This is a genomic window from Legionella drancourtii LLAP12, from assembly GCF_000162755.2.
GTDB classification, from domain to species: Bacteria; Pseudomonadota; Gammaproteobacteria; order Legionellales; family Legionellaceae; genus Legionella; species Legionella drancourtii.
The window spans coordinates 30,368-49,284 of sequence record NZ_JH413805.1 but is presented as its reverse complement, the minus strand read 5'-3'; the positions used below and the strand labels follow the sequence as shown (position 1 = coordinate 49,284).

Genomic DNA, 18,917 nt, shown 5'->3' with positions numbered 1-18,917 from the left:
TAATCCTCAACGCGAAAACTACTAATGCCTTCACGTAAACTAATAGTATGCGAAAGGCACGCAGCCAAAGTAGGAATAAACAGTATAACGATTAATAACTTACATAAATGTCTCATAAAATCTATTCCTCTTTTAACGGCGCGGCTACAGGCTCAAAGGTTAATTCATTTTTAGGCAAACTTAAACTCTCTAAAGCACCATGGCGTTCAACCAGTACACCGCTGGCCATAATACGTTTAACCACTGCGTCCCCAGGTATCGTATCACCTATTCTATAGGTTTTTTCCTCGCCTTTTGCAGAACGAATGATTACTTGCGAATCATCCATCTTATCAGCAAATAATATTCCCACCAAAGTGACATTTAACATGGATTTTTTAACGCTGCTCTCATTTAAATCATTAGGTACATAAACGCCAAATAATGATGAATTTAGAATAGATTCAAAAGAATCTGATTTCGTGCTTACACGAATATTTTTTTCTTGTACTGCTGGCGCACTAACTGGCGAAAAGCGTAAAGCAGAACATTCAATAATGATCAGTGCAGAAAAAAGAACAATTAAAGCAAGACTAATCCATTGCGCATATTTAGCGGACAATAAATAATGAAGATCAAATTTCATGCTTAAAACACCCTTGATTAATTTCGCTTAAAGCCACCCTATTCTCTCTGAATTTAGCACAAATTGATACCTTGCTTAGACTAAGTTCCCCAACTAGAATATCCCACATGCCTCATGTCTACCAAACAAAAAATTTAAAAGGAATATTAGCCAATGAAAAAGAATCACTTCGATACACGTGCTATTCATGATGGTCAAGCACCCTGCCCAAGTACTGGAGCAGTCATGACGCCAATTTATGCAACATCGACCTACAAACAAAGCGCCCCCGGTAAACACTTAGGCTATGAATATTCACGCACTCATAATCCTACGCGCGCGGCCTATGAAGCCTGTATCGCCAGTTTGGAGTCAGGACAACGTGGTTTTGCCTTTGCATCAGGAATGGCAGCAATAAACACCGTTATTGACCTATTAAATGCAGGTGATCACGTCATTGCTATGGATGATCTTTATGGCGGCACATTCCGCTTATTTGACAAGGTAAAGACACGTACCTCAAAATTGTCTTTTTCTTTTATCGACATGACTGATTTACGTAACATTGAAGCAGCCATTACCCCAGAAACACGTTTAATTTGGGTAGAAACGCCATCGAATCCTATGTTAAAACTAGCTAATTTACGTGAAATAGCCGCTCTAGCCAAACGACATAACCTTATTAGTGTAGTAGACAATACCTTTGCCACCCCCTGGATTCAACGTCCAATAGAATTAGGTTTTGATTTAGTCCTGCATTCGGCAACAAAATATTTAAATGGTCATTCTGATGTAGTCAGTGGTGTAGTAGTAGTTGGCGATAATCCTGATTTAGCAGAACGAATTGCTTTTTTGCATAACTCATGTGGTGGCATTGCGGGTCCTTTTGACAGTTTTCTCGTATTGAGAAGCTTAAAAACCCTGTCTTTGCGTATGGAGCGGCATTGTGACAATGCACAATACCTGGCACATTGGCTTAGTAGCCACCCCCAAGTAAAAAAAGTTATTTATCCCGGTCTTCCCAGCCATCCGCAACACCAATTAGCTAAAGAACAAATGCATCGTTTTGGCGGCATGATTTCAATGGTAATTAATGGTGGATTAGAAGATGCAAAACGCTTTTTATCCCGATGTGAATTATTTACTTTGGCAGAAAGCCTTGGTGGTGTAGAAAGTTTAATCGAACATCCTGCCATTATGACGCATGCTTCCATACCTCCAGAACAACGCAAGGCATTGGGAATTGAAGATGGCTTTATCCGCCTTTCGGTAGGTATCGAACATGTAGAAGATTTACAGGCAGATTTACAACATGCCCTTATGGCATAACCAACCCTAAATAGGAACAATATATGCACACATTACAAACCATTATTGAGCAGGCTTTTGAACAGCGTCAAACCTTATCCATGAGCACTGCTACACCTGAATTACTTGCTGCCGTTAATGAGGTGCTTTCCTGCCTTGATAGTGGTCAGTATCGTGTTGCAGAAAAAATAAATGATGATTGGGTAGTTCATCAATGGATTAAAAAAGCAGTCCTTTTATCGTTCAAACTCTTTCCTAATCAAATCGTTGATGCCGGATTTTGTCAATTTTACGATAAAGTCCCGCTCAAATACCAAGGGTATACCGAAGAACAGTTCCAGCAAACAGGCGTTAGAGTAGTGCCGCATGCCATGGTGCGCCAAGGTGCTTTCGTTGCTAAAAATAGTGTGTTAATGCCCTCTTACGTGAATATAGGTGCTTATATTGATGAGGGAGTTATGGTTGATACTTGGGCTACTGTTGGCTCTTGTGCCCAAATAGGTAAAAACGTTCACCTCTCCGGTGGTGTGGGTATTGGTGGAGTTTTAGAACCCTTACAAGCCAATCCAACCATTATCGAAGATAACTGTTTCATTGGCGCACGTTCAGAAGTGGTCGAAGGTGTTATCGTCGAGCGCAATTCGGTACTCTCCATGGGGGTTTATTTAGGACAAAGTACCAAAATATATAATCGCATGACTGGTGAAATCAGCTACGGTCGTATTCCTGCTGGCTCTGTTGTGGTTGCCGGCAGTTTACCTAGTGAAGATAAAAGTCACAGCTTATATTGCGCGGTTATTGTCAAACAAGTCGATGAAAAAACAAGGGCTAAAGTAAGCATTAATGAACTATTGAGAGCGAATTAAGATGGATGAATTAAAACAGCTGTTATCTGAGCTCATTAGTTTTCCATCCATTACTCCTGATGATGCCGGTTGCCAGGAGTTTATGATTCAATTCTTGCAAAACCTAGGCTTTAGCTGTGAACGCATGAATCAAGGCCCTGTCGCTAATTTCTTTGCTGCTTATGGTAAAGCTGGCCCTTTATTAGTGTTTGCGGGCCATACCGATGTAGTTCCCATTGGTGAGGCGGGCAAATGGCAAACTGATCCATTTGTCATGGTTGAAAAAGATGGCATGCTTTATGGGCGAGGCACCGCCGATATGAAAGGGAGCCTAGCCTGTATGTTGCTCATGGCCAAACGCTTTACGCAAACCTACCCTGATTTTCCAGGCCAGCTTGGTTTGCTTATTACCAGTGGCGAAGAAGGCGATGATTATGACTTAGGTACGCCTTATGTCATGGCACAATTAAAAAAACAGGGCATTCATATTGATTATTGTGTTGTTGGTGAACCCTCCAGTACAACACATGTTGGTGATGTTATTAAAATCGGTAGACGTGGGTCGTTGAGTGCTAAGATTCATCTACAAGGAAAACAAGGGCATGTGGCTTATCCGCATTTAGCGGAGAATCCTATCCATAAAATTAGCCCGGCATTAGCCCGATTAACATCAATTGAATGGGATAAAGGAAATGATTATTTTCCGCCAACATCCATGCAAATTACGTACATCAACGCCGGTGGTTACGCCCCCAATATTATCCCGGGGGAATTGACACTGCATTTAAATTTTCGCTATTCGACCGAGCAAACACAAAATTTATTAAAAGAAAAAGTTGGCGCAATCTTTAATGAATTCAATCTTCATCCTAATATTGAGTGGCGTTTAAGTGGCGAGCCCTTCTTAACGGCTAAGGGAGCGCTCTTGGATAGTTCACAACAAGCGGTGATTGAACAAGCCGGGATCTCCCCTGAGCTATCTACCAGTGGCGGCACATCAGATGGCCGGTTCATCGCACCTTACGGAGTTGAAGTTATTGAGCTGGGGCCGGTTAATGCAACGATTCACCAAATTAATGAATGTGTTTGCTTAAACGATTTGCACCAATTAGAGGCACAATATTTTTCAATTTGTCAAAAGCTACTACTTAATCAGAAGTAGATCTATAATATTAAGAGGCAATTGAAATATAATAACAATTGCTTTTCAGGAATAGATAAATAACTTTATAGGGAGATAATGATGACGAGCGGTTGCAAATTAAACCCCGTAGCCTTAGGCCTTGCGTTTGGTATTCTTTGGGGAGTATGTATTTTATTCCTAGGATTAGTTGCTAGCTACTATGCATATGGACATGACTTTGTTATTTCTTTGGGTAATTTATATCCAGGATATACCCCTTCAATTAAAGGCAGTATTTTAGGCGCCGTCATAGCCTTTATTGATGCGTTTATTATGGGCTATTTAATTGGCTGGCTATATAACAAATTTAGTAATTGTGGCTGCGCTTGCTGTGATAAAGGAGCAACAGCTAAAGAAGTAAAATAAAGATTATTACTCTGTAGGTTGGTCATTTGCCTCAACCTACAGCCAATCTATCTAAAAAGTTATTAGCTTACCACGTGCCAAGAACCATCTGGTTGACGGCAAGCGCTACCACGAATAAGTTGTGTTCGCCCATCGATCCAAGCCTTAGTAGTATATTCACGGCAAGGTAAACGTTCACGATAATATGTTCGAGTAGGTTGAACCGTATAACGATACCCTGTATCTGGATTCGACCAGACTACGGCTCTACCCGTTGGCGCAGTTTCTAACGCACGCTGCATTTCCATTCGGTCTACTTTGTCCATACTCTTACCAATTTGGCCACCTAAAAAGGCGCCAAGAAGAGCACCGCCAGCTGCTGCAGCAACTTGACCAGAGCCACTACCAAACTGGCTTCCGAGCAATCCACCAACAACACCACCAGAAATGGTGCCTACACCTTCATTATTCATGTCAGCACAACCCACTAACAAGAACGATAAAGATAATGATGCAACAGTTAACTTTTTCATGATTATCACCAGATTTAAGGGTTATAAAATCCTGTTCATTCTAGCACCACATGAACTTAGGATCTAGACCCTGCTTGATAAGCCCTTAATCGTGGCGCACACGTTCTGAAATCTGACATAACAGTTCATACCCGCTAGTTCCGGCAGCTTGTGCTATGCGTTCTACTAAAATATGAGTCCCCCAAAGCTCTACAGGAGCTCCAGGCTGTATATCAGGATGCTCCGTTAAATCAACGGCCAACATATCCATGGACACCCGACCAACAATTGTCACTTCCCGTCCCTGCACCCAAATCGGTGTATTTGCTGCAATATGCCGTGGATAACCATCACCATAGCCTGCAGCAACAATACCAATTCGCGAAGGCTTATCACTTTTCCACGTGCCACTATACCCAACCTGGGCAAAGGGTGGGTGATCATAAACCGCACTAATTGCAGATACAAAACGCATTACTGGCACTAATCCCAAATCAATAGCCGTCTGCTTAGCAAACGGTGACACTCCATAAAGCATAATTCCGGGACGTACCACATCAGCATGCGTTTGTGGGAAAGAAATAATGGCTGCTGAGTTTGCAATACTGCGTTGGCTAAAACCGGCTACCGAAATTTGTTCAAATAGAGAAATTTGCTGCACATTCTCAATACATTCTGGCTCATCGGCACAAGCTAAATGCGTCATTAAACCAATTTCTTTGTCAACCCAGGGACAATCTTGCAACGCATTCATCACTTCTTGCAACTCATGAGGCTTAAATCCTAATCGATGCATGCCCGTGTTTACTTTTACCCATAATTTAATCGGCGTATCTAATGGTGTATTTAAAAGCCACTGCATTTGATGTGGCTGATGCATGACGCAGCCGAATTGGTACTGAGCCACCATTTTAAATTCATCAGGACTAAACACGCCCTGAAAAAGAATGCAATACGTGCGACTACCCATCTTACGAATAGCCATGGCTTCTTCAATACAAGCTACACCAAAGGCTTCAACCTGCCCTTCCAATACGGGTACCACAGCATGCAAACCACAACCATAAGCATTTGCCTTAACCATGGTAATTATTTTTTTGCCTGGAGCAAATCGTCTTATTTGCGCAAGGTTATGTAACAAAGCACTGGGTTCTATGACCAATCTAGTGGGTCTGGACACTACTCTACCCCTTGATAACCATTAAAAGCCAAATCTTCGAAACGGGTGTATTTACCAATAAAGGCCACGCGCACTTTACCAATGGGTCCATTTCTTTGCTTGGCAATAATAATTTCAGCAGTCCCTTTATCTGGACTGTCTTCGTTATAGACTTCATCTCGATAAATAAAACAAATTAAGTCCGCGTCCTGCTCAATCGCACCCGATTCCCTTAAGTCAGACATGACCGGCCGCTTATCGGCACGTTGCTCCAAACTACGGTTCAACTGAGATAAAGCAATAACAGGCGCTTGCAATTCTTTGGCAAGCGACTTAAGACTGCGAGAGATTTCCGAGATCTCGGCGGTTCTGTTTTCCGCATGAAATCCTGGTACTTTCATCAACTGTAAATAGTCGACGACGATAAGGCCTACAGAGCCATGCTCTTTTGCCACGCGTCGCGAACGTGCACGCATTTCCGAAGGGCTTAATGCGGGCGTATCATCAATAAATAGTGAGGCTTCGGACAACATGTGTACCGCTGAAGTTACCCGAGGCCAATCATCATCATCCAATTTACCGGTTCTAATCTTGTGCTGATCAATCCGTCCTAAAGAAGACATCATCCTCATGGCTAAAGAATCCGAAGGCATCTCCATGGAAAACACGATTACTGGTTTGCCTGATTTAATGGCGACATGTTCGGCCATATTCATTACCAAGGTGGTTTTACCCATAGATGGACGACCAGCGACAATAATCAAGTCAGAAGGCTGTAGACCTGAAGTCATTTCATCAAGATCGGATAAACCGGTCGCAAGGCCGGTAAGTGCATCCCCATTATGGTAGAGGGCATCAATTTTTTCTACGGTACGTACTAAAATCGATTTAATATTCTCAGGACCACCATCTCCGGCTGTTTGCTCACCAATAGCAAAAACTTTGGTTTCTGCCATATCCAATAATTCAGGCACTTCACGACCAGCAGGATTATAGGCCGAATCAGCAATTTCAGTAGCTACAGAAATAAGTTGTCTTTGTACCGATTTCTCGCGAACAATATCGGCATAAGCACCAACGTTAGCAACACTGGGTGTATTATTGGCCAACTCAAATAAATAAGCTTCGCCACCGGCATCATCTAATTCATTATGAGACTTTAACGTATCCAGCAGAGTAACGACATCAAAAGGCTGATCCTTTTTTGATAAAGCAGCAATTGCTCTAAATAAAATGCGATGTTCTGTACGATAAAAATCTGCTTCACACAATTTGGTACTAATTTTATCCCAAGCCTGATTGTCCAGCATCAATCCACCAATAATGGATTGTTCTGCTTCAGCTGAATGAGGAGGGCGTTTTAATGGGTCAACGGTTTTTTTGGGATTTTGCAGATCAAGCATATTTAGTTACACAGTGACAATTTGGAACGATAACTATTGTAATAGTCTTTTAGAAGGATGTCATCCTGAAAGGCAAGAAAGTATGTTCTGAATAAGCTTATTCGAATTATCCACACCACCTACATACAGAAAAATACAAAAATACTGCTTTTGAAAAGCGAAATCCCGCAAATATGTTGCGGGATTTCGACAAGATAGAGGGTCGGGTAAGACGATTATCTAACCCAAGTTTGAGTACGACCTAATAAGGACACGCCCAAATATCCTCTAACATGGAGTTTATTTCCATCTAGAGTGGCTTTAACTTTGTAAACTTTACCTGTTTTAGGATCAAGAATAGAGCCACCGCCCCACTCGTTGTCACCTTCTTTTTTCAAGCCCCACAAAAATTGGATGCCTTTAATTTTTTTACCTTTAAACGAGCCAGGGCATTTATCACAAATTCCCGTGTCACCTGGTTGAGGGAAAACTTTATCAATTACCCCATTTAAAACGCCACCAGATTCGCTAATAGTTATAATGGCTCTTTTTTCTCCAGTTTTATCATCAACTGTAGTCCAGTTACCTAAGGGGGACTGGGATGCAGCAATAGCAGGTAGGCAAGACACAGCAAAAACTAAACCACAAACTGTTTTCCATAAGCTCATAATATTCTCCATAATTTCAATCATGTTATAGCTTAAGCCATGATTGATAACTATGCCAGTTTTTAATTAAAAAAATGAATTATCTATTAATTAAGTAAACCAGACTGCTGTTAAATCGAAAACGCCCTCTCTCCCATTAATGAGAGAAGGGAATTAGAGACTAATATTTTTTAACTTAAAGGCACAAAAAACTGATCAATATCATCTTCACTTAAGGTTATCGCCTTGGCTGGATCTGCGGACAAAATTCCATCAACTAATTGGCGTTTCCGTTCTTGCATGCCCAAAATCGCTTCTTCAACGGTACCTGCGGTAATAAGCTTATAAACAAATACTGGATTTTCTTGGCCAATTCGATGAGTTCGATCGGTAGCCTGATCTTCAACCGCAGGATTCCACCACGGATCATAATGAATCACCGTGTCCGCACGTGTTAAATTCAGTCCTGTTCCCCCTGCTTTCAAACTAATTAAAAAGACGGGGGTTTTACCCTCTTGAAATTTTTCTACCATCGCCTGTCTATTTTGTGTTTGCCCGGTTAATTTTAAATAATCATAGTGACGAGCTTGTAATTCATTTTCAATTAATTGCAACATGGAGGTAAATTGCGAAAACACCAACACTCTTCTGCCCTCACCTACTAAATTATCCAAAAGCTCCATAAGCGTTTCCAGCTTACCTGAAGTACCATGTGCCATGGTAGCCTCCGGCAATGAGAGCAAACGTGGGTCACAACAAATCTGACGCAGCTTCAATAAGGCATCGAGAATAATAATATGGCTTTTACCTAGTCCCTGCCTCACAATAGCATCACGAACCTTTTTCTCCATACTCATACGAATCGCTTCATACAGATCGCGTTGTGGCCCAGAAATTTCAATCGTGCGGGTCATTTCTGTTTTGGGTGGCAATTCACTGGCAACCTGATTTTTTGTCCTTCTTAAAATAAAAGGCTTCACCCGTTTAGCGAGTACTTCACGTCGATCTAAATCAGCATATTTCTCAATAGGTGTTCTAAACCAGAGTCTGAATTGTTTGGCATCCCCTAAGAGACCTGGCATCAAGAAATGGAATAAAGACCATAACTCACCCAAATGATTTTCTAAAGGAGTACCAGTCAAACACAGACGGTGCGCTGCGCGTAACTGCTGAATAATTTGCGTTGTTTTGGTGCGCGCATTTTTAATAAATTGTGCTTCATCCAAGATAAGATAGTAAAAAGGATAGCTAACAAATTTCTCTTTATCACGATGAATCAGCCCATAAGTTGACACCACTAAATCATAATCATCAAAATTATCCTGATGCCGTTCGCTGCCATGATAAACCAAAACCTTGAGCTCTGGAGTGAAACGTCGTGCTTCTGCCTGCCAATTTCCTACCAGACTGGTTGGGGCAACGATTAATGTAGCAGTTTTCAAACGCCCTTGCTCTTTCTCGTATTGTAAATGCGTCAGTGTTTGTACCGTTTTTCCCAACCCCATATCATCAGCCAAGATGCCACTAAAACGACTAGTACGCAGAAATTGCATCCAATTTAAGCCATAACGTTGATAATCCCTTAATTGCGCATGTAAACCTTGAGGGATCTCTATTTCAGGAATATCGGTTGCTTTAATCAAACGTTTTAATTCAGCTCTTAAGGTTTCAGCCCCCTGCCAGCGTGATTTGGTTGCCTCAAGCGCTAACTCCGCTTCTTGCATCAAGATAAGTTGGTATTTATTAATTTGTAAATGCTGATTTTCATCAATATGACGTAAGCCAAATTGTAACAGCAAACGAACTAAAGGCTTAATCCGCCCCATTGCCAATTGCAATGCTCGCCCATCATCCAAGGGCAGTTTTACTAATTGTTCATCAGGAAGACTGTCTAAATCACCACCACTGTAACGGTGAATCAAGTCCGCTACTAAAGGCACAATACTGACCGGTTTGCCTTCTACTAAAATACCTAACTGATATGAGAAGAAGTCGGTTGTGCTTTCTTGCAAATCAGAGAACCATTCCACCTCATCTGCACTAACCACCTCCTGATACAAAGAACTGGCAAATTCGACTTGCCAACCTTGACTTTTTAACAGCGGCACCACCTGGCTGTAAAGAAATTCTAAATCCGCAGGTTGACTTATATTCTCCAAAATAAAATCAGTATTTTTGCTTACATGCCATTGCGCTTTTTCCCAAGTTTTAGGCACTCTTAAGCGCAGCATTTGCTGCGCGTCAGCCAATTTTTCACGCTCAAACTCTTTATCCCGTTGGTATTGGATTAACACATCACCCTGCTGAGAAACTACGGTATCACACTCTTCGGTACTGGCAATCATTAAACCGGCATAGTTAAAAACAATACGCGCCGTAAATAATGCGTTAAGTTCTTCTTCATCTTCATAAAGCCAAGATAATTCTTCATTCCCCTCACTGATGGCATCAAGAATCAGTAACGGCTTAGGATCAACCTGACGCAACTCATATTTTTCAAAAACCTGTGGCACAGGAAACTCAGGGCAAGTCTGCGCCATTTTTTTTGCTAATAAATCTGCTTGCTCAAGAGGAATTGGTGGTGCTTCCAGTAAATGCCCTAATTGTTTAATCGGGTAAGATGTTTTTAAATAGCCCATCGTGACATTGGTATAATCAAAATACCAACTCTCATCCAACAACAATGGTTTAACCGCCTGCCCCTCATGCATTAATAGTAAATTTTGGCGACCATTATGTGCTAAGATCCATTCGCAGGTACCCGTATAAGTCTCGCCCATTTGAATCGCATGATTCTGCTCTTCGATAAAAAAAGCCCGCCCTGTAGCAATGATTCCTGCTAATAACTCACTATTACGAATCGTTAAGGAATCAAACCAACCAGCAACACCACACTTAAATAATAATTGTGCCACCAAATCATTATCATCACCGATAAAATGCTGTTTCTTCGACTCAGAAAGCGAGTTAAAAGGGATCATTTTACCATAGCCACCCCGCTTTAATAGTTTGGCTAATGCTAGTTTAATCACCACCTTATGCTCATAACCAATAAGTTTAAGTTCAATAAGGTAAACCAAATGATGTGTGGCGTCATGCGCCTTAACCACAGAGGCTTCCTGAGCTCGCAGGTTTTTTAACCAACTATCTAATCGCTTATCTAATTTATTCGCCGGCTGTGACAAAGAATTTGCTTTTTCACGGTCACGCAAAGCAAATAAACAGGCCGCAGCATGTTTGCAATTTATTGATGACATACAAGTACAACTTGCTCGTTTTACCGGCCAGGCTTTTAAATCCATATGCACATCATAAATCTGACTGGAACTGCCTTTCACGCGACCTTTTAATAAACCGTCGCTAAAGCGAATATTAAGCACGTGCCCGTTTTCAAAATACTCTTGCCCGCGCAATAATATTTTTGCTTCAAACGCTTCGGGCATTTTTGATAGAGCTTCATTTAACATAATATATGGGATTACCTAGGCAAAAGGGTTTATTTTATGCAATTTTTGGTCTAATTAACAATTATATCTTTCATTTAGAGGCTCTTTATAATAATTTAAAGCGTCTTATTCTTTAGGATGATGAAATATCATGCAAAATAAGCTCCGAATTCTTATGGCGCAAACCAATCCCACCGTAGGGGATCTGACAGCCAACCGAGCTCAGATCATTGAAATTATAAAAAAGAAACAAGCGGATCATGATCTAATTATTTTTCCTGAGTTAGCATTAACCGGCTATCCACCAGAAGATTTACTCTTTCGCAAAGAGTTTCACCAGGCAGTTAGCGAAAATTTAAAGCAAATCCAGGCTGTAACCAATGACTGTTATGTACTCATAGGTCATCCAAGTGTAGACCAAAAAAACTGTTATAACAGTCTTAGCATCCTCCATGACGGAAAAATAATTACCCAATACCAAAAACAAAATTTACCTAATTATGAAGTTTTCGATGAAACACGTTATTTTACACCAGGCCCTAAAAATCCATGCCTGCTGAACATCAAAAATTACTCCATAGGAATTTGCATCTGTGAAGATGCCTGGCGACTAGGGCCAGTAGAAGATTTAATTACCAATGGTGCATCCATTATAGTAAGCATTAATGCCTCACCATTTGATATAAGCAAATATCAAAAACGCGAAACCTTATTAAAGTCGCATGCCCAGCATGGTGTAGCCGTTATTTATGTGAACCAAATTGGTGGCCAAGATGAATTGCTCTTTGATGGACAATCACTAGCCATGGATCATCAAGGCACAATTTGTGCACGCGCCCCCGCATTTAAAGAAGATTTATGTACTATTGAGATCGAAGGGAAAAAGCTTTCTGGACCAACTGCTCCTCTGCTTAGCAAAGAACAATTACTGTATGAGGCATTAGTTTGCGGTACTAAAGATTACGTGAATAAAAATCATTTTCCTGGTGTTTTACTTGGCCTTTCCGGGGGAATTGACTCCGCATTGACTCTGGCAGTTGCCGTCGATGCTTTAGGTGCTGAGCGCGTACATGCAGTACTTATGCCTTCTCGCTATACAGCTGATATAAGTTATGAAGATGCCATCAAAGAATTAGAAATACTCGGTGTATCACACTCATTATTGTCGATTGAACCTGCTTTTAATACCTTAATGACAACTCTTGAACCGGTATTTTCTGGGCTGCCTATGGATACTACTGAAGAAAATATCCAGGCGCGAATTCGTGGTTTATTACTCATGGCCATGTCGAATAAAAGTGGCAACATGGTACTTACCACCTCGAATAAAAGTGAGTCTGCTGTTGGCTATGCTACCTTATACGGGGATATGTGTGGTGGCTTTGGCATATTAAAAGACGTACTTAAAACTGAAGTTTATGCACTGGCTCGTTACCGCAACAGCCTTGCAGAAGTTATTCCTGAACGCGTGATAACCCGCGCGCCTTCCGCAGAGCTCAGAGAGAATCAAACAGATCAAGACAGCTTACCCGAATACGAGGTCTTGGATGCCATTATTGTTGCTTATATGGAAAAGAATTTAAGTCCTGCTGAAATAATTCAGCAAGGTTTTAAAGCCGAAGATGTTACCCGGGTGATTCAATTGATTAAACGCAATGAATACAAACGACGCCAAGCTGCCCCAGGAATTAAAATCAGTCCTATGGCTTTTGGTAAAGATTGGCGCTATCCCATTACGAATGGATTTAAGTAGAGCATAGTGATCTAGAATAATTGTCTATGATTCCATTTATTAGACAATACTCTGATGCTCTTAAGATATTCGACTTTTCATGATCAGATTGCGATCCCAATCATGTATTTTGGAGACAGAATTTAATGTTGGATCAAAATTACTCAATATTGCTATAATAAAAATAATTAAGGAATATAGAAAATGAATATTGATAGTAAAAAGGGAGCACAAGTTAAAAGTCCTGTAATCCCCCATTACCAGCCAAGATTTAATTATTTAAATTAATTTGCGAGGCAATAAGTGAAAAAGAAGCTTGGTTTATTATTTTTATTCTTAATGAATGGTTCGGCTCTTTATCTCATTTACCTATACATTGCAGTGGCCTGTTCGACTATAAAAAATAATATTTTTCATATACCTTACGAAGCCTCAGGAATGCAAATGTTGTACTACTTCTTCTCTTTTCCTGTGTTTGTATTATTAGCCTTTCTAAGTCGTATTCTTAGTTACTATTATAATTTAAAAATATATCTATCTTATGGAATTCTCTTTATTTGGTTTGCCTATTTTTTATTAATTTCATATGTGGACCAAGTAATTCATTTTCCTGATGGGAAGCCTCTGTTCTATTATGGAAGTTTGATTATTTCATTAGGCGCAATTTCATTTATTCTTTTTTCTACCTATTTTCAATGGAAACAAATAACTCAAACAGAATCATAGATATCACATGAAAACTATATTAATCATCTCAGTATCGCCTAATATTATAATAGCAATGTAAACATCGAGCCTTAACTTACTCCTTGTACCAAAATGCCCGGTAATTAAATCATTAATTGGTCTGGGTACTGGATGTGTCATTTAGAGAAGATGACTCGAAGGTTAGGCGAGATAATGCCTCGGAAAATTTTGGTGTGTTTAGACATGTTGTCCTCAATGCATTACGTAACGAAAAATCATGTAAAAAAGGGGATAAAGGCCAATCGATACAAAGCAACCTTGCAACCTAGTTATGCGCAGAAAGTACTAAATAGTATTTTTTGAACACTCATGCGTTTGCCCTGGCCGACCCTCAGCTTAGCGTGCATTAATTTCCGTTTTCTGAAGCGACCGCAGTTATGTTTATAACATTTCAACAATTGAAAGCATATGCGAACGACTCCTCCACGCGCTCTACGTTTTCTTGACACGCCGTTTTACTAAAAAACAAACAGCTATGCCAAGCGCATTGCGTAGATGATTTAACGACGCTAAAGGCGGTTTTTACCACAATAGCTAACAACCCAATGCCCGTGAGTGCCAATAAAATATTAGCCACAATTGTTTTCCATGAAGCTCTATATTCATTCAATGAGGCATCCTGGCTATGGAGAAGATGTTTAAATTCGGTAGCGAATTGATTAAACTGCTCCACGCTAAATTGCTTCGAAGAGGACTCGTCGTAAAACTGGTCTAATTTCTTATGTAAGGCTTGTACAAGCTCTAGAACTATAAGCGCCTTGTCTCGATCAATAGCATACAAGGAGTTTCCATAAACTTCCATTTCTTTAATGCGAAAATATAAGCGAATAATCGACTGCTGTTGTGCAGACATTCCCTCTAAGTATAAATTGAATTGGGCTAGATTCACATCAATGCCTTTTTGTTGCAATAACTGTCTAATTACCTCAACATGCCCCTGAAGGAAAGCTAGATTAAGGGCGTCATTAAGATTGAAGGTCTGATTAATATCGATTTTCCCCGGTCGCAGAAATAATTTAACTATTTCAACATATCCGAATAAACACGCGGTAGAAAAAGCATTAAGGCACCCCAATGGGGCATTATCGGTAATTATTCCCTCTTGCTGCATTAATAATCGCACTATTTCAATATGTCCGTTTGAGCACGCCATATAAAAAGGACTAGCTCCTTTATTATTTATTTGATTAATATCAATTCCAGATTGTTGCAGTAGTAGTTTGACTAACTCGACATGGCCTTTTTCACAGGCAAACCAAAAAGCCGTAGATCCATCTTTATTTCCTTTATTAATATTAATTATTGGGAATTGCAGTAATTGTTGGACTGTTCTCAAATGCCCATATTGGCAAGCCATAGAAAGCAATCCCATTTGGTTAATATCATATCGCGTGGCGTGTTCTAAAACGACGGGGTACTTCGAATTAAAAGCATTAAACAATAATTGATCGTTCGCATCGATGGTATTTGAAATAGCAGCCAAATTAAATGCCATATAGAACTGCATTCCATATAAAGCGTTTCGAATAGTGGCAGCAAGCTGTTCACTGGTTAATTCTAAATAACCATTTTCAGTTTGATTTAATAAATTGCTATCAACGTAGCGCCATATTTTTTTTGTTTTATCATAAGACGCTAGAACAGCATGATTATCACTGTAGAATAGAAGAGGAATAATGGAATTGGTTTTACTTAAGGTATCTTCTAGACCATGAAAATAATTAGTTAATTCTTTAGGAGTAAAGACATGACTTTCATTGGATACAATACCAACAGGCATGTTAAAGGTCTCTAACGCTTTAGAACCCATTACTGCATAAACGGCCTCAATGTTCAATTGTGAAATGTATTTACCAGCAAACACCTCTCTTTGGTTTAATGGACAATGAGCTATTGCAATACCATCAAAAAAAGCGATAATTTCGAGTAAATTTGTTTCGACTTGATTAAGCGTTTGACCAGCTTTAACCTGCTGCTTAACCCGTTCAATCTCTTTAGCTAATTGATTAAAGTTACCTTTGTATTCCTCAATTAATCGAAGCCGGGTAAAAAACATTTCTTCCTGCTCAAGCAATACAGCCTGGGCTAGCATGACGGAAAAACCGTTGCAAATTCCTTGAAGATTTTTATTATATCCCAGGATTTTAGCTAACTCGACAAGATCAGTATGGCTAAGTTGCATAAGCACTATCTCAAAGTTTCTTTTATTATATGTTGCGCTCAATACAATCACAATGAGTTTTTTATTTTCCTGTGGAATTCTGTGTACTCATATGCGGTGGATCCCTCGGCTTAACGTTTTGGATAAGCAATGATGCACTGCCGCCATTATTTTAAACGATAGTACTTTCGATATTCTGTTTCGTTATTAAACGCTGTAATTTTGTATTTATTTACTACAAATAATCGATTTTCAAACAATTATTCTTCTGATTATTATAAAAAACTCATTAAAATCGGCGATATCGTAACTTTAAAAAATTAATTATATTCTTTAACTATATTAAAACCGAACTTCTATGTTGAATAACTTATACCATATTTAAAAAATCCGCCCATTTTTTCTTTGTTTAATTGACAAAAGTAGTTCAATGACTCACATATGTACATATGAATGTATTTATAAAAGCAAACCTTACAATGTTAAAGAGGGTGTTGATGGCTCGTCCGAATTTGGTTTAACTGGATTTTTTTCTTCAATAAAGCAAATACGTCTCGCCAAAGAGCCATTAGGATTAACTAATTTAATCTCTTTAAGCTGTTTCATTAAATCAGCAATATCAGTAATTTGTTTTTTATCAATTTGCTCCACAAGTTTATTAACCGCCGCCACATGATGCCGATTCCAGTGTCCAGAAAAAAATCTCATGAGCATTGAATTATTTTCAGTGTAATTATTTAATAAATTGCGCGCATTGGTCAGAACATCCCGATTTTTCTCATAACATTTCTCATAGAATGCGCGTGTTCTGGGCGCTATGAATGGTTTTGCGTTCGCATCTGGTTTACTCGTTTTTGTCATGCCAAGAGTTTGACTTTCTTTATATCCCGAGGTTTTTTTAGTAGCAATCTTTGGTGCTAACAACGGCTCATCTGCGGCTATATTTCGTTCGCGCACCTCAGCTTGTTCAGATGTTTTTTTAGCAGCCATTTTTGGCGCTAACCACGGGTCATCTATAGCCATATTTTGACCGTGCACATAAGCTTGGTAAAAAGGGTTGGTCTGATCTGCTTGAAGCTGTTTATCGCGCTGCGCTGGTGATAAAGACATAAACAAAGACAATGCGTTTAGTTCTTTAATATAATAATTGGCAAGTGGTTTATTTGCAGCGGCTTGAATCCCGCCCCAAAAACTAGGTTCCAACGACATCTCGGCAGGCTGTAAAGGATAATCAAAATACGTTGCATCTTGATGTTCTCTAACGGGCAACATGAGCTGATAACCCGCTCCCAAAGCTTTATATAAATCGGCAACCGCCCCCTGGACAATCTGTTGCTGTCTACCATTTGTGGACCATTGTTCCATCGAGGTAGTTGGCAAGCTTAATGTTGGATAACCGGCGGTTCCAATTGCTGCAGAAGCCGCAGCAAGCCCGCCACCACTTTTTATTGAAAATAAAGTGGTACCCAAAACATGATGGCTATCATTACCAGGAAAAATAAAAATACATTTTTTTTCTTCTGGATTATAGCCGTTATTTTCGCAAAGCTCTTTGTAAGTCCTTACGTCAACCCGACCTTGAATATGCATAAATGGCATTTAGCAAATCCTATTTTCAATATGAATTAGACATATTGTACAATATATATCAATAAACATCAAAATAGGCGTAGAGATCTCAGCAAAAAATTTAAACCTCACACGCTAATTGGCTAAAACGAACAAGCTCATTACTAATTTTTTGAATTATTTTCGTTCTAACTTCCTTTTCTCGAACAAAAAGATGGCCACTATCAAATTGGTGAAATTGGCAAGGTACTAATGAATGATTAGCCCATCCCCAATGATCCTCAGGAGCAACCCAGGAATCCTTGGTACCTAAGAATACGGAGGTTGCTACACTTAAAGGTGGCTCATCCTGATAAGTATAATTACGTACTATCTTCATATCACCAATAAAAATCGGCAACAATACTTGGATAATGCTTTTGTTCATGCGTTCATCACTATAATCCACAATGCCATTTTCTTTAAATATCGTGGCTAGAGTAACTAACTGCTGTTCATTTAACTGACCGATAAGTTCTTGATCTAGAGCAAATAAATTAAGATCCATTTGCTCTAATTTCATAAGCAAATTATGCAAACTTTTTGATGGCGTACTTGGATCAGGATAAGCTGAGGCAAAAAGGTGCACTGGTTGAGGCAAATGATGCCGGCGTAAATAGCGTGTCAGCTCAAAGCCTATCAGCGAACCAAAACTATGGCCAAAAAAAGCAAAGGGTAAATCAAATGCGGGCGAAGATGACGAGCCAGCAAAGAGACTAAAGTATTTAGATCAGCAAGCGGTTGTTCTTCCAGTCGATTTTCTCTACCCGGTAATTGTATAGGACATACTTCAATAAAGTCAGGAAACTCTTGCTGCCATTCGCGATAAATTGACGCCCCACCCCCACCATAAGGAAAGCAAAATAAACGAACCTGAGCATCTGCTTTTAATTTGCGATTTGCCAGCCACAGCGCATCCGCACTGTTTTTTGTTTGTGCGTGATTTGGCTTAAAATCGTGTGTGTGCTGGCTTAACACATGATCGGCAATTTCAAGGATTGATGGGCCTTGCATCATTAAGGGCAAAGAGTAGGTAATACCTAAATTGGCTTCAATAATTCGGATTACCGCTAAAGCCATTAGTGAATCCATTCCCAGTTCATGCAAGGAATGATGAATACTAATATCCTGAATTGGCATTGAAAAAACCAGCGCGAATTGTTCGGTCAAATACTGAATGATACGCTCACGGCAAACATCATAGGGTAATGATAAATCGAGATGAAACTGCGCTTGCA

16 protein-coding genes are annotated in these 18,917 nt (G+C 39.8%); 6 read left to right on the top strand and 10 right to left on the bottom strand.

Annotated elements, in window-relative coordinates; translation table 11 throughout:
* Positions 1-121: 121 nt before the first annotated feature.
* The gene (locus LDG_RS03740) at positions 122-625 is read right to left on the bottom strand and encodes a type II secretion system protein N (RefSeq protein ID WP_006869817.1); all 504 of its coding nucleotides are present in this window, start codon (positions 623-625) and stop codon (positions 122-124) included.
* Between the two features lie 153 nt (positions 626-778).
* On the opposite strand from LDG_RS03740, the gene LDG_RS03735 reads away from it, so the two are divergent.
* From LDG_RS03735 to LDG_RS03720, 4 genes are all read left to right on the top strand, one after another.
* Positions 779-1,933 (top strand): trans-sulfuration enzyme family protein, encoded by a 1,155-nt coding sequence (locus LDG_RS03735; protein ID WP_006869816.1) that lies wholly within the window; start codon positions 779-781, stop codon positions 1,931-1,933.
* Positions 1,934-1,956: 23 nt separating this feature from the next.
* Complete coding sequence (dapD, locus tag LDG_RS03730) at positions 1,957-2,778, top strand: 2,3,4,5-tetrahydropyridine-2,6-dicarboxylate N-succinyltransferase (RefSeq protein WP_006869815.1); 822 nt, start codon at positions 1,957-1,959, stop codon at positions 2,776-2,778.
* A gap of 1 nt (position 2,779) precedes the next feature.
* Positions 2,780-3,919 carry a succinyl-diaminopimelate desuccinylase gene (gene dapE, locus LDG_RS03725; RefSeq protein ID WP_006869814.1) on the top strand — a complete coding sequence of 380 codons (1,140 nt, stop codon included), beginning with the start codon at positions 2,780-2,782 and terminating at the stop codon, positions 3,917-3,919.
* 78 nt (positions 3,920-3,997) lie between these two features.
* Positions 3,998-4,306 (top strand): bacteriophage holin, encoded by a 309-nt coding sequence (locus LDG_RS03720; protein ID WP_233491416.1) that lies wholly within the window; start codon positions 3,998-4,000, stop codon positions 4,304-4,306.
* Positions 4,307-4,368: 62 nt separating this feature from the next.
* Here LDG_RS03720 and LDG_RS03715 read toward each other — a convergent pair whose 3' ends face one another.
* The 5 genes from LDG_RS03715 to LDG_RS03695 all read right to left on the bottom strand — a co-directional run bounded on the left by LDG_RS03715 (position 4,369) and on the right by LDG_RS03695 (position 11,452).
* Entirely contained in the window at positions 4,369-4,818 is a 450-nt protein-coding gene (locus tag LDG_RS03715) for an RT0821/Lpp0805 family surface protein (RefSeq protein ID WP_006869812.1), read from the bottom strand.
* Between the two features lie 85 nt (positions 4,819-4,903).
* Positions 4,904-5,977: an alanine racemase gene (gene alr / locus LDG_RS03710; RefSeq protein ID WP_040534397.1), complete on the bottom strand. Its 1,074-nt coding sequence runs from the start codon at positions 5,975-5,977 to the stop codon at positions 4,904-4,906.
* On the bottom strand, positions 5,977-7,359 hold the full coding sequence (gene dnaB, locus LDG_RS03705; RefSeq protein ID WP_006869810.1) for a replicative DNA helicase: 1,383 nt from the start codon (positions 7,357-7,359) through the stop codon (positions 5,977-5,979). The genes alr and dnaB overlap by 1 nt, the downstream gene beginning before the upstream one ends.
* A gap of 215 nt (positions 7,360-7,574) precedes the next feature.
* Positions 7,575-8,006: a DUF2147 domain-containing protein gene (locus LDG_RS03700; protein ID WP_006869809.1), complete on the bottom strand. Its 432-nt coding sequence runs from the start codon at positions 8,004-8,006 to the stop codon at positions 7,575-7,577.
* Positions 8,007-8,176: 170 nt separating this feature from the next.
* Positions 8,177-11,452: a DEAD/DEAH box helicase gene (locus LDG_RS03695; protein WP_006869808.1), complete on the bottom strand. Its 3,276-nt coding sequence runs from the start codon at positions 11,450-11,452 to the stop codon at positions 8,177-8,179.
* Between the two features lie 130 nt (positions 11,453-11,582).
* Here LDG_RS03695 and LDG_RS03690 point away from each other — a divergent pair, with 130 nt between their 5' ends.
* Positions 11,583-13,184: an NAD+ synthase gene (locus LDG_RS03690; RefSeq protein WP_006869807.1), complete on the top strand. Its 1,602-nt coding sequence runs from the start codon at positions 11,583-11,585 to the stop codon at positions 13,182-13,184.
* Positions 13,185-13,466: 282 nt separating this feature from the next.
* Positions 13,467-13,889, top strand: a complete 423-nt coding sequence (locus tag LDG_RS03685) for a hypothetical protein (protein WP_040534395.1) — start codon at positions 13,467-13,469, stop codon at positions 13,887-13,889.
* A gap of 412 nt (positions 13,890-14,301) precedes the next feature.
* Here LDG_RS03685 and LDG_RS18375 read toward each other — a convergent pair whose 3' ends face one another.
* The 4 genes from LDG_RS18375 to LDG_RS20475 all read right to left on the bottom strand — a co-directional run.
* Complete coding sequence (locus LDG_RS18375) at positions 14,302-16,092, bottom strand: ankyrin repeat domain-containing protein (protein WP_050805514.1); 1,791 nt, start codon at positions 16,090-16,092, stop codon at positions 14,302-14,304.
* A gap of 453 nt (positions 16,093-16,545) precedes the next feature.
* Positions 16,546-17,670: a DUF5617 domain-containing protein gene (locus LDG_RS18370; RefSeq protein ID WP_006869803.1), complete on the bottom strand. Its 1,125-nt coding sequence runs from the start codon at positions 17,668-17,670 to the stop codon at positions 16,546-16,548.
* A gap of 91 nt (positions 17,671-17,761) precedes the next feature.
* Positions 17,762-18,307 carry a thioesterase II family protein gene (locus LDG_RS20480; protein WP_267878838.1) on the bottom strand — a complete coding sequence of 182 codons (546 nt, stop codon included), beginning with the start codon at positions 18,305-18,307 and terminating at the stop codon, positions 17,762-17,764.
* An 11-nt stretch (positions 18,308-18,318) separates the two neighbouring features.
* Positions 18,319-18,917: thioesterase domain-containing protein (locus LDG_RS20475; RefSeq protein WP_267878837.1), on the bottom strand; the 599-nt coding region annotated here is incomplete at its 5' end.

Coding starts and splice junctions, on each gene's coding strand:
- LDG_RS03740 (WP_006869817.1), bottom strand. CDS start 625: ATGAAATTTGATCTTCATTATTTATTGTCCGCTAAATATGCGCAATGG.
- LDG_RS03735 (WP_006869816.1), top strand. CDS start 779: ATGAAAAAGAATCACTTCGATACACGTGCTATTCATGATGGTCAAGCA.
- dapD (WP_006869815.1), top strand. CDS start 1,957: ATGCACACATTACAAACCATTATTGAGCAGGCTTTTGAACAGCGTCAA.
- dapE (WP_006869814.1), top strand. CDS start 2,780: ATGGATGAATTAAAACAGCTGTTATCTGAGCTCATTAGTTTTCCATCC.
- LDG_RS03720 (WP_233491416.1), top strand. CDS start 3,998: ATGATGACGAGCGGTTGCAAATTAAACCCCGTAGCCTTAGGCCTTGCG.
- LDG_RS03715 (WP_006869812.1), bottom strand. CDS start 4,818: ATGAAAAAGTTAACTGTTGCATCATTATCTTTATCGTTCTTGTTAGTG.
- dnaB (WP_006869810.1), bottom strand. CDS start 7,359: ATGCTTGATCTGCAAAATCCCAAAAAAACCGTTGACCCATTAAAACGC.
- LDG_RS03700 (WP_006869809.1), bottom strand. CDS start 8,006: ATGAGCTTATGGAAAACAGTTTGTGGTTTAGTTTTTGCTGTGTCTTGC.
- LDG_RS03695 (WP_006869808.1), bottom strand. CDS start 11,452: ATGTTAAATGAAGCTCTATCAAAAATGCCCGAAGCGTTTGAAGCAAAA.
- LDG_RS03690 (WP_006869807.1), top strand. CDS start 11,583: ATGCAAAATAAGCTCCGAATTCTTATGGCGCAAACCAATCCCACCGTA.
- LDG_RS18375 (WP_050805514.1), bottom strand. CDS start 16,092: ATGCAACTTAGCCATACTGATCTTGTCGAGTTAGCTAAAATCCTGGGA.
- LDG_RS18370 (WP_006869803.1), bottom strand. CDS start 17,670: ATGCCATTTATGCATATTCAAGGTCGGGTTGACGTAAGGACTTACAAA.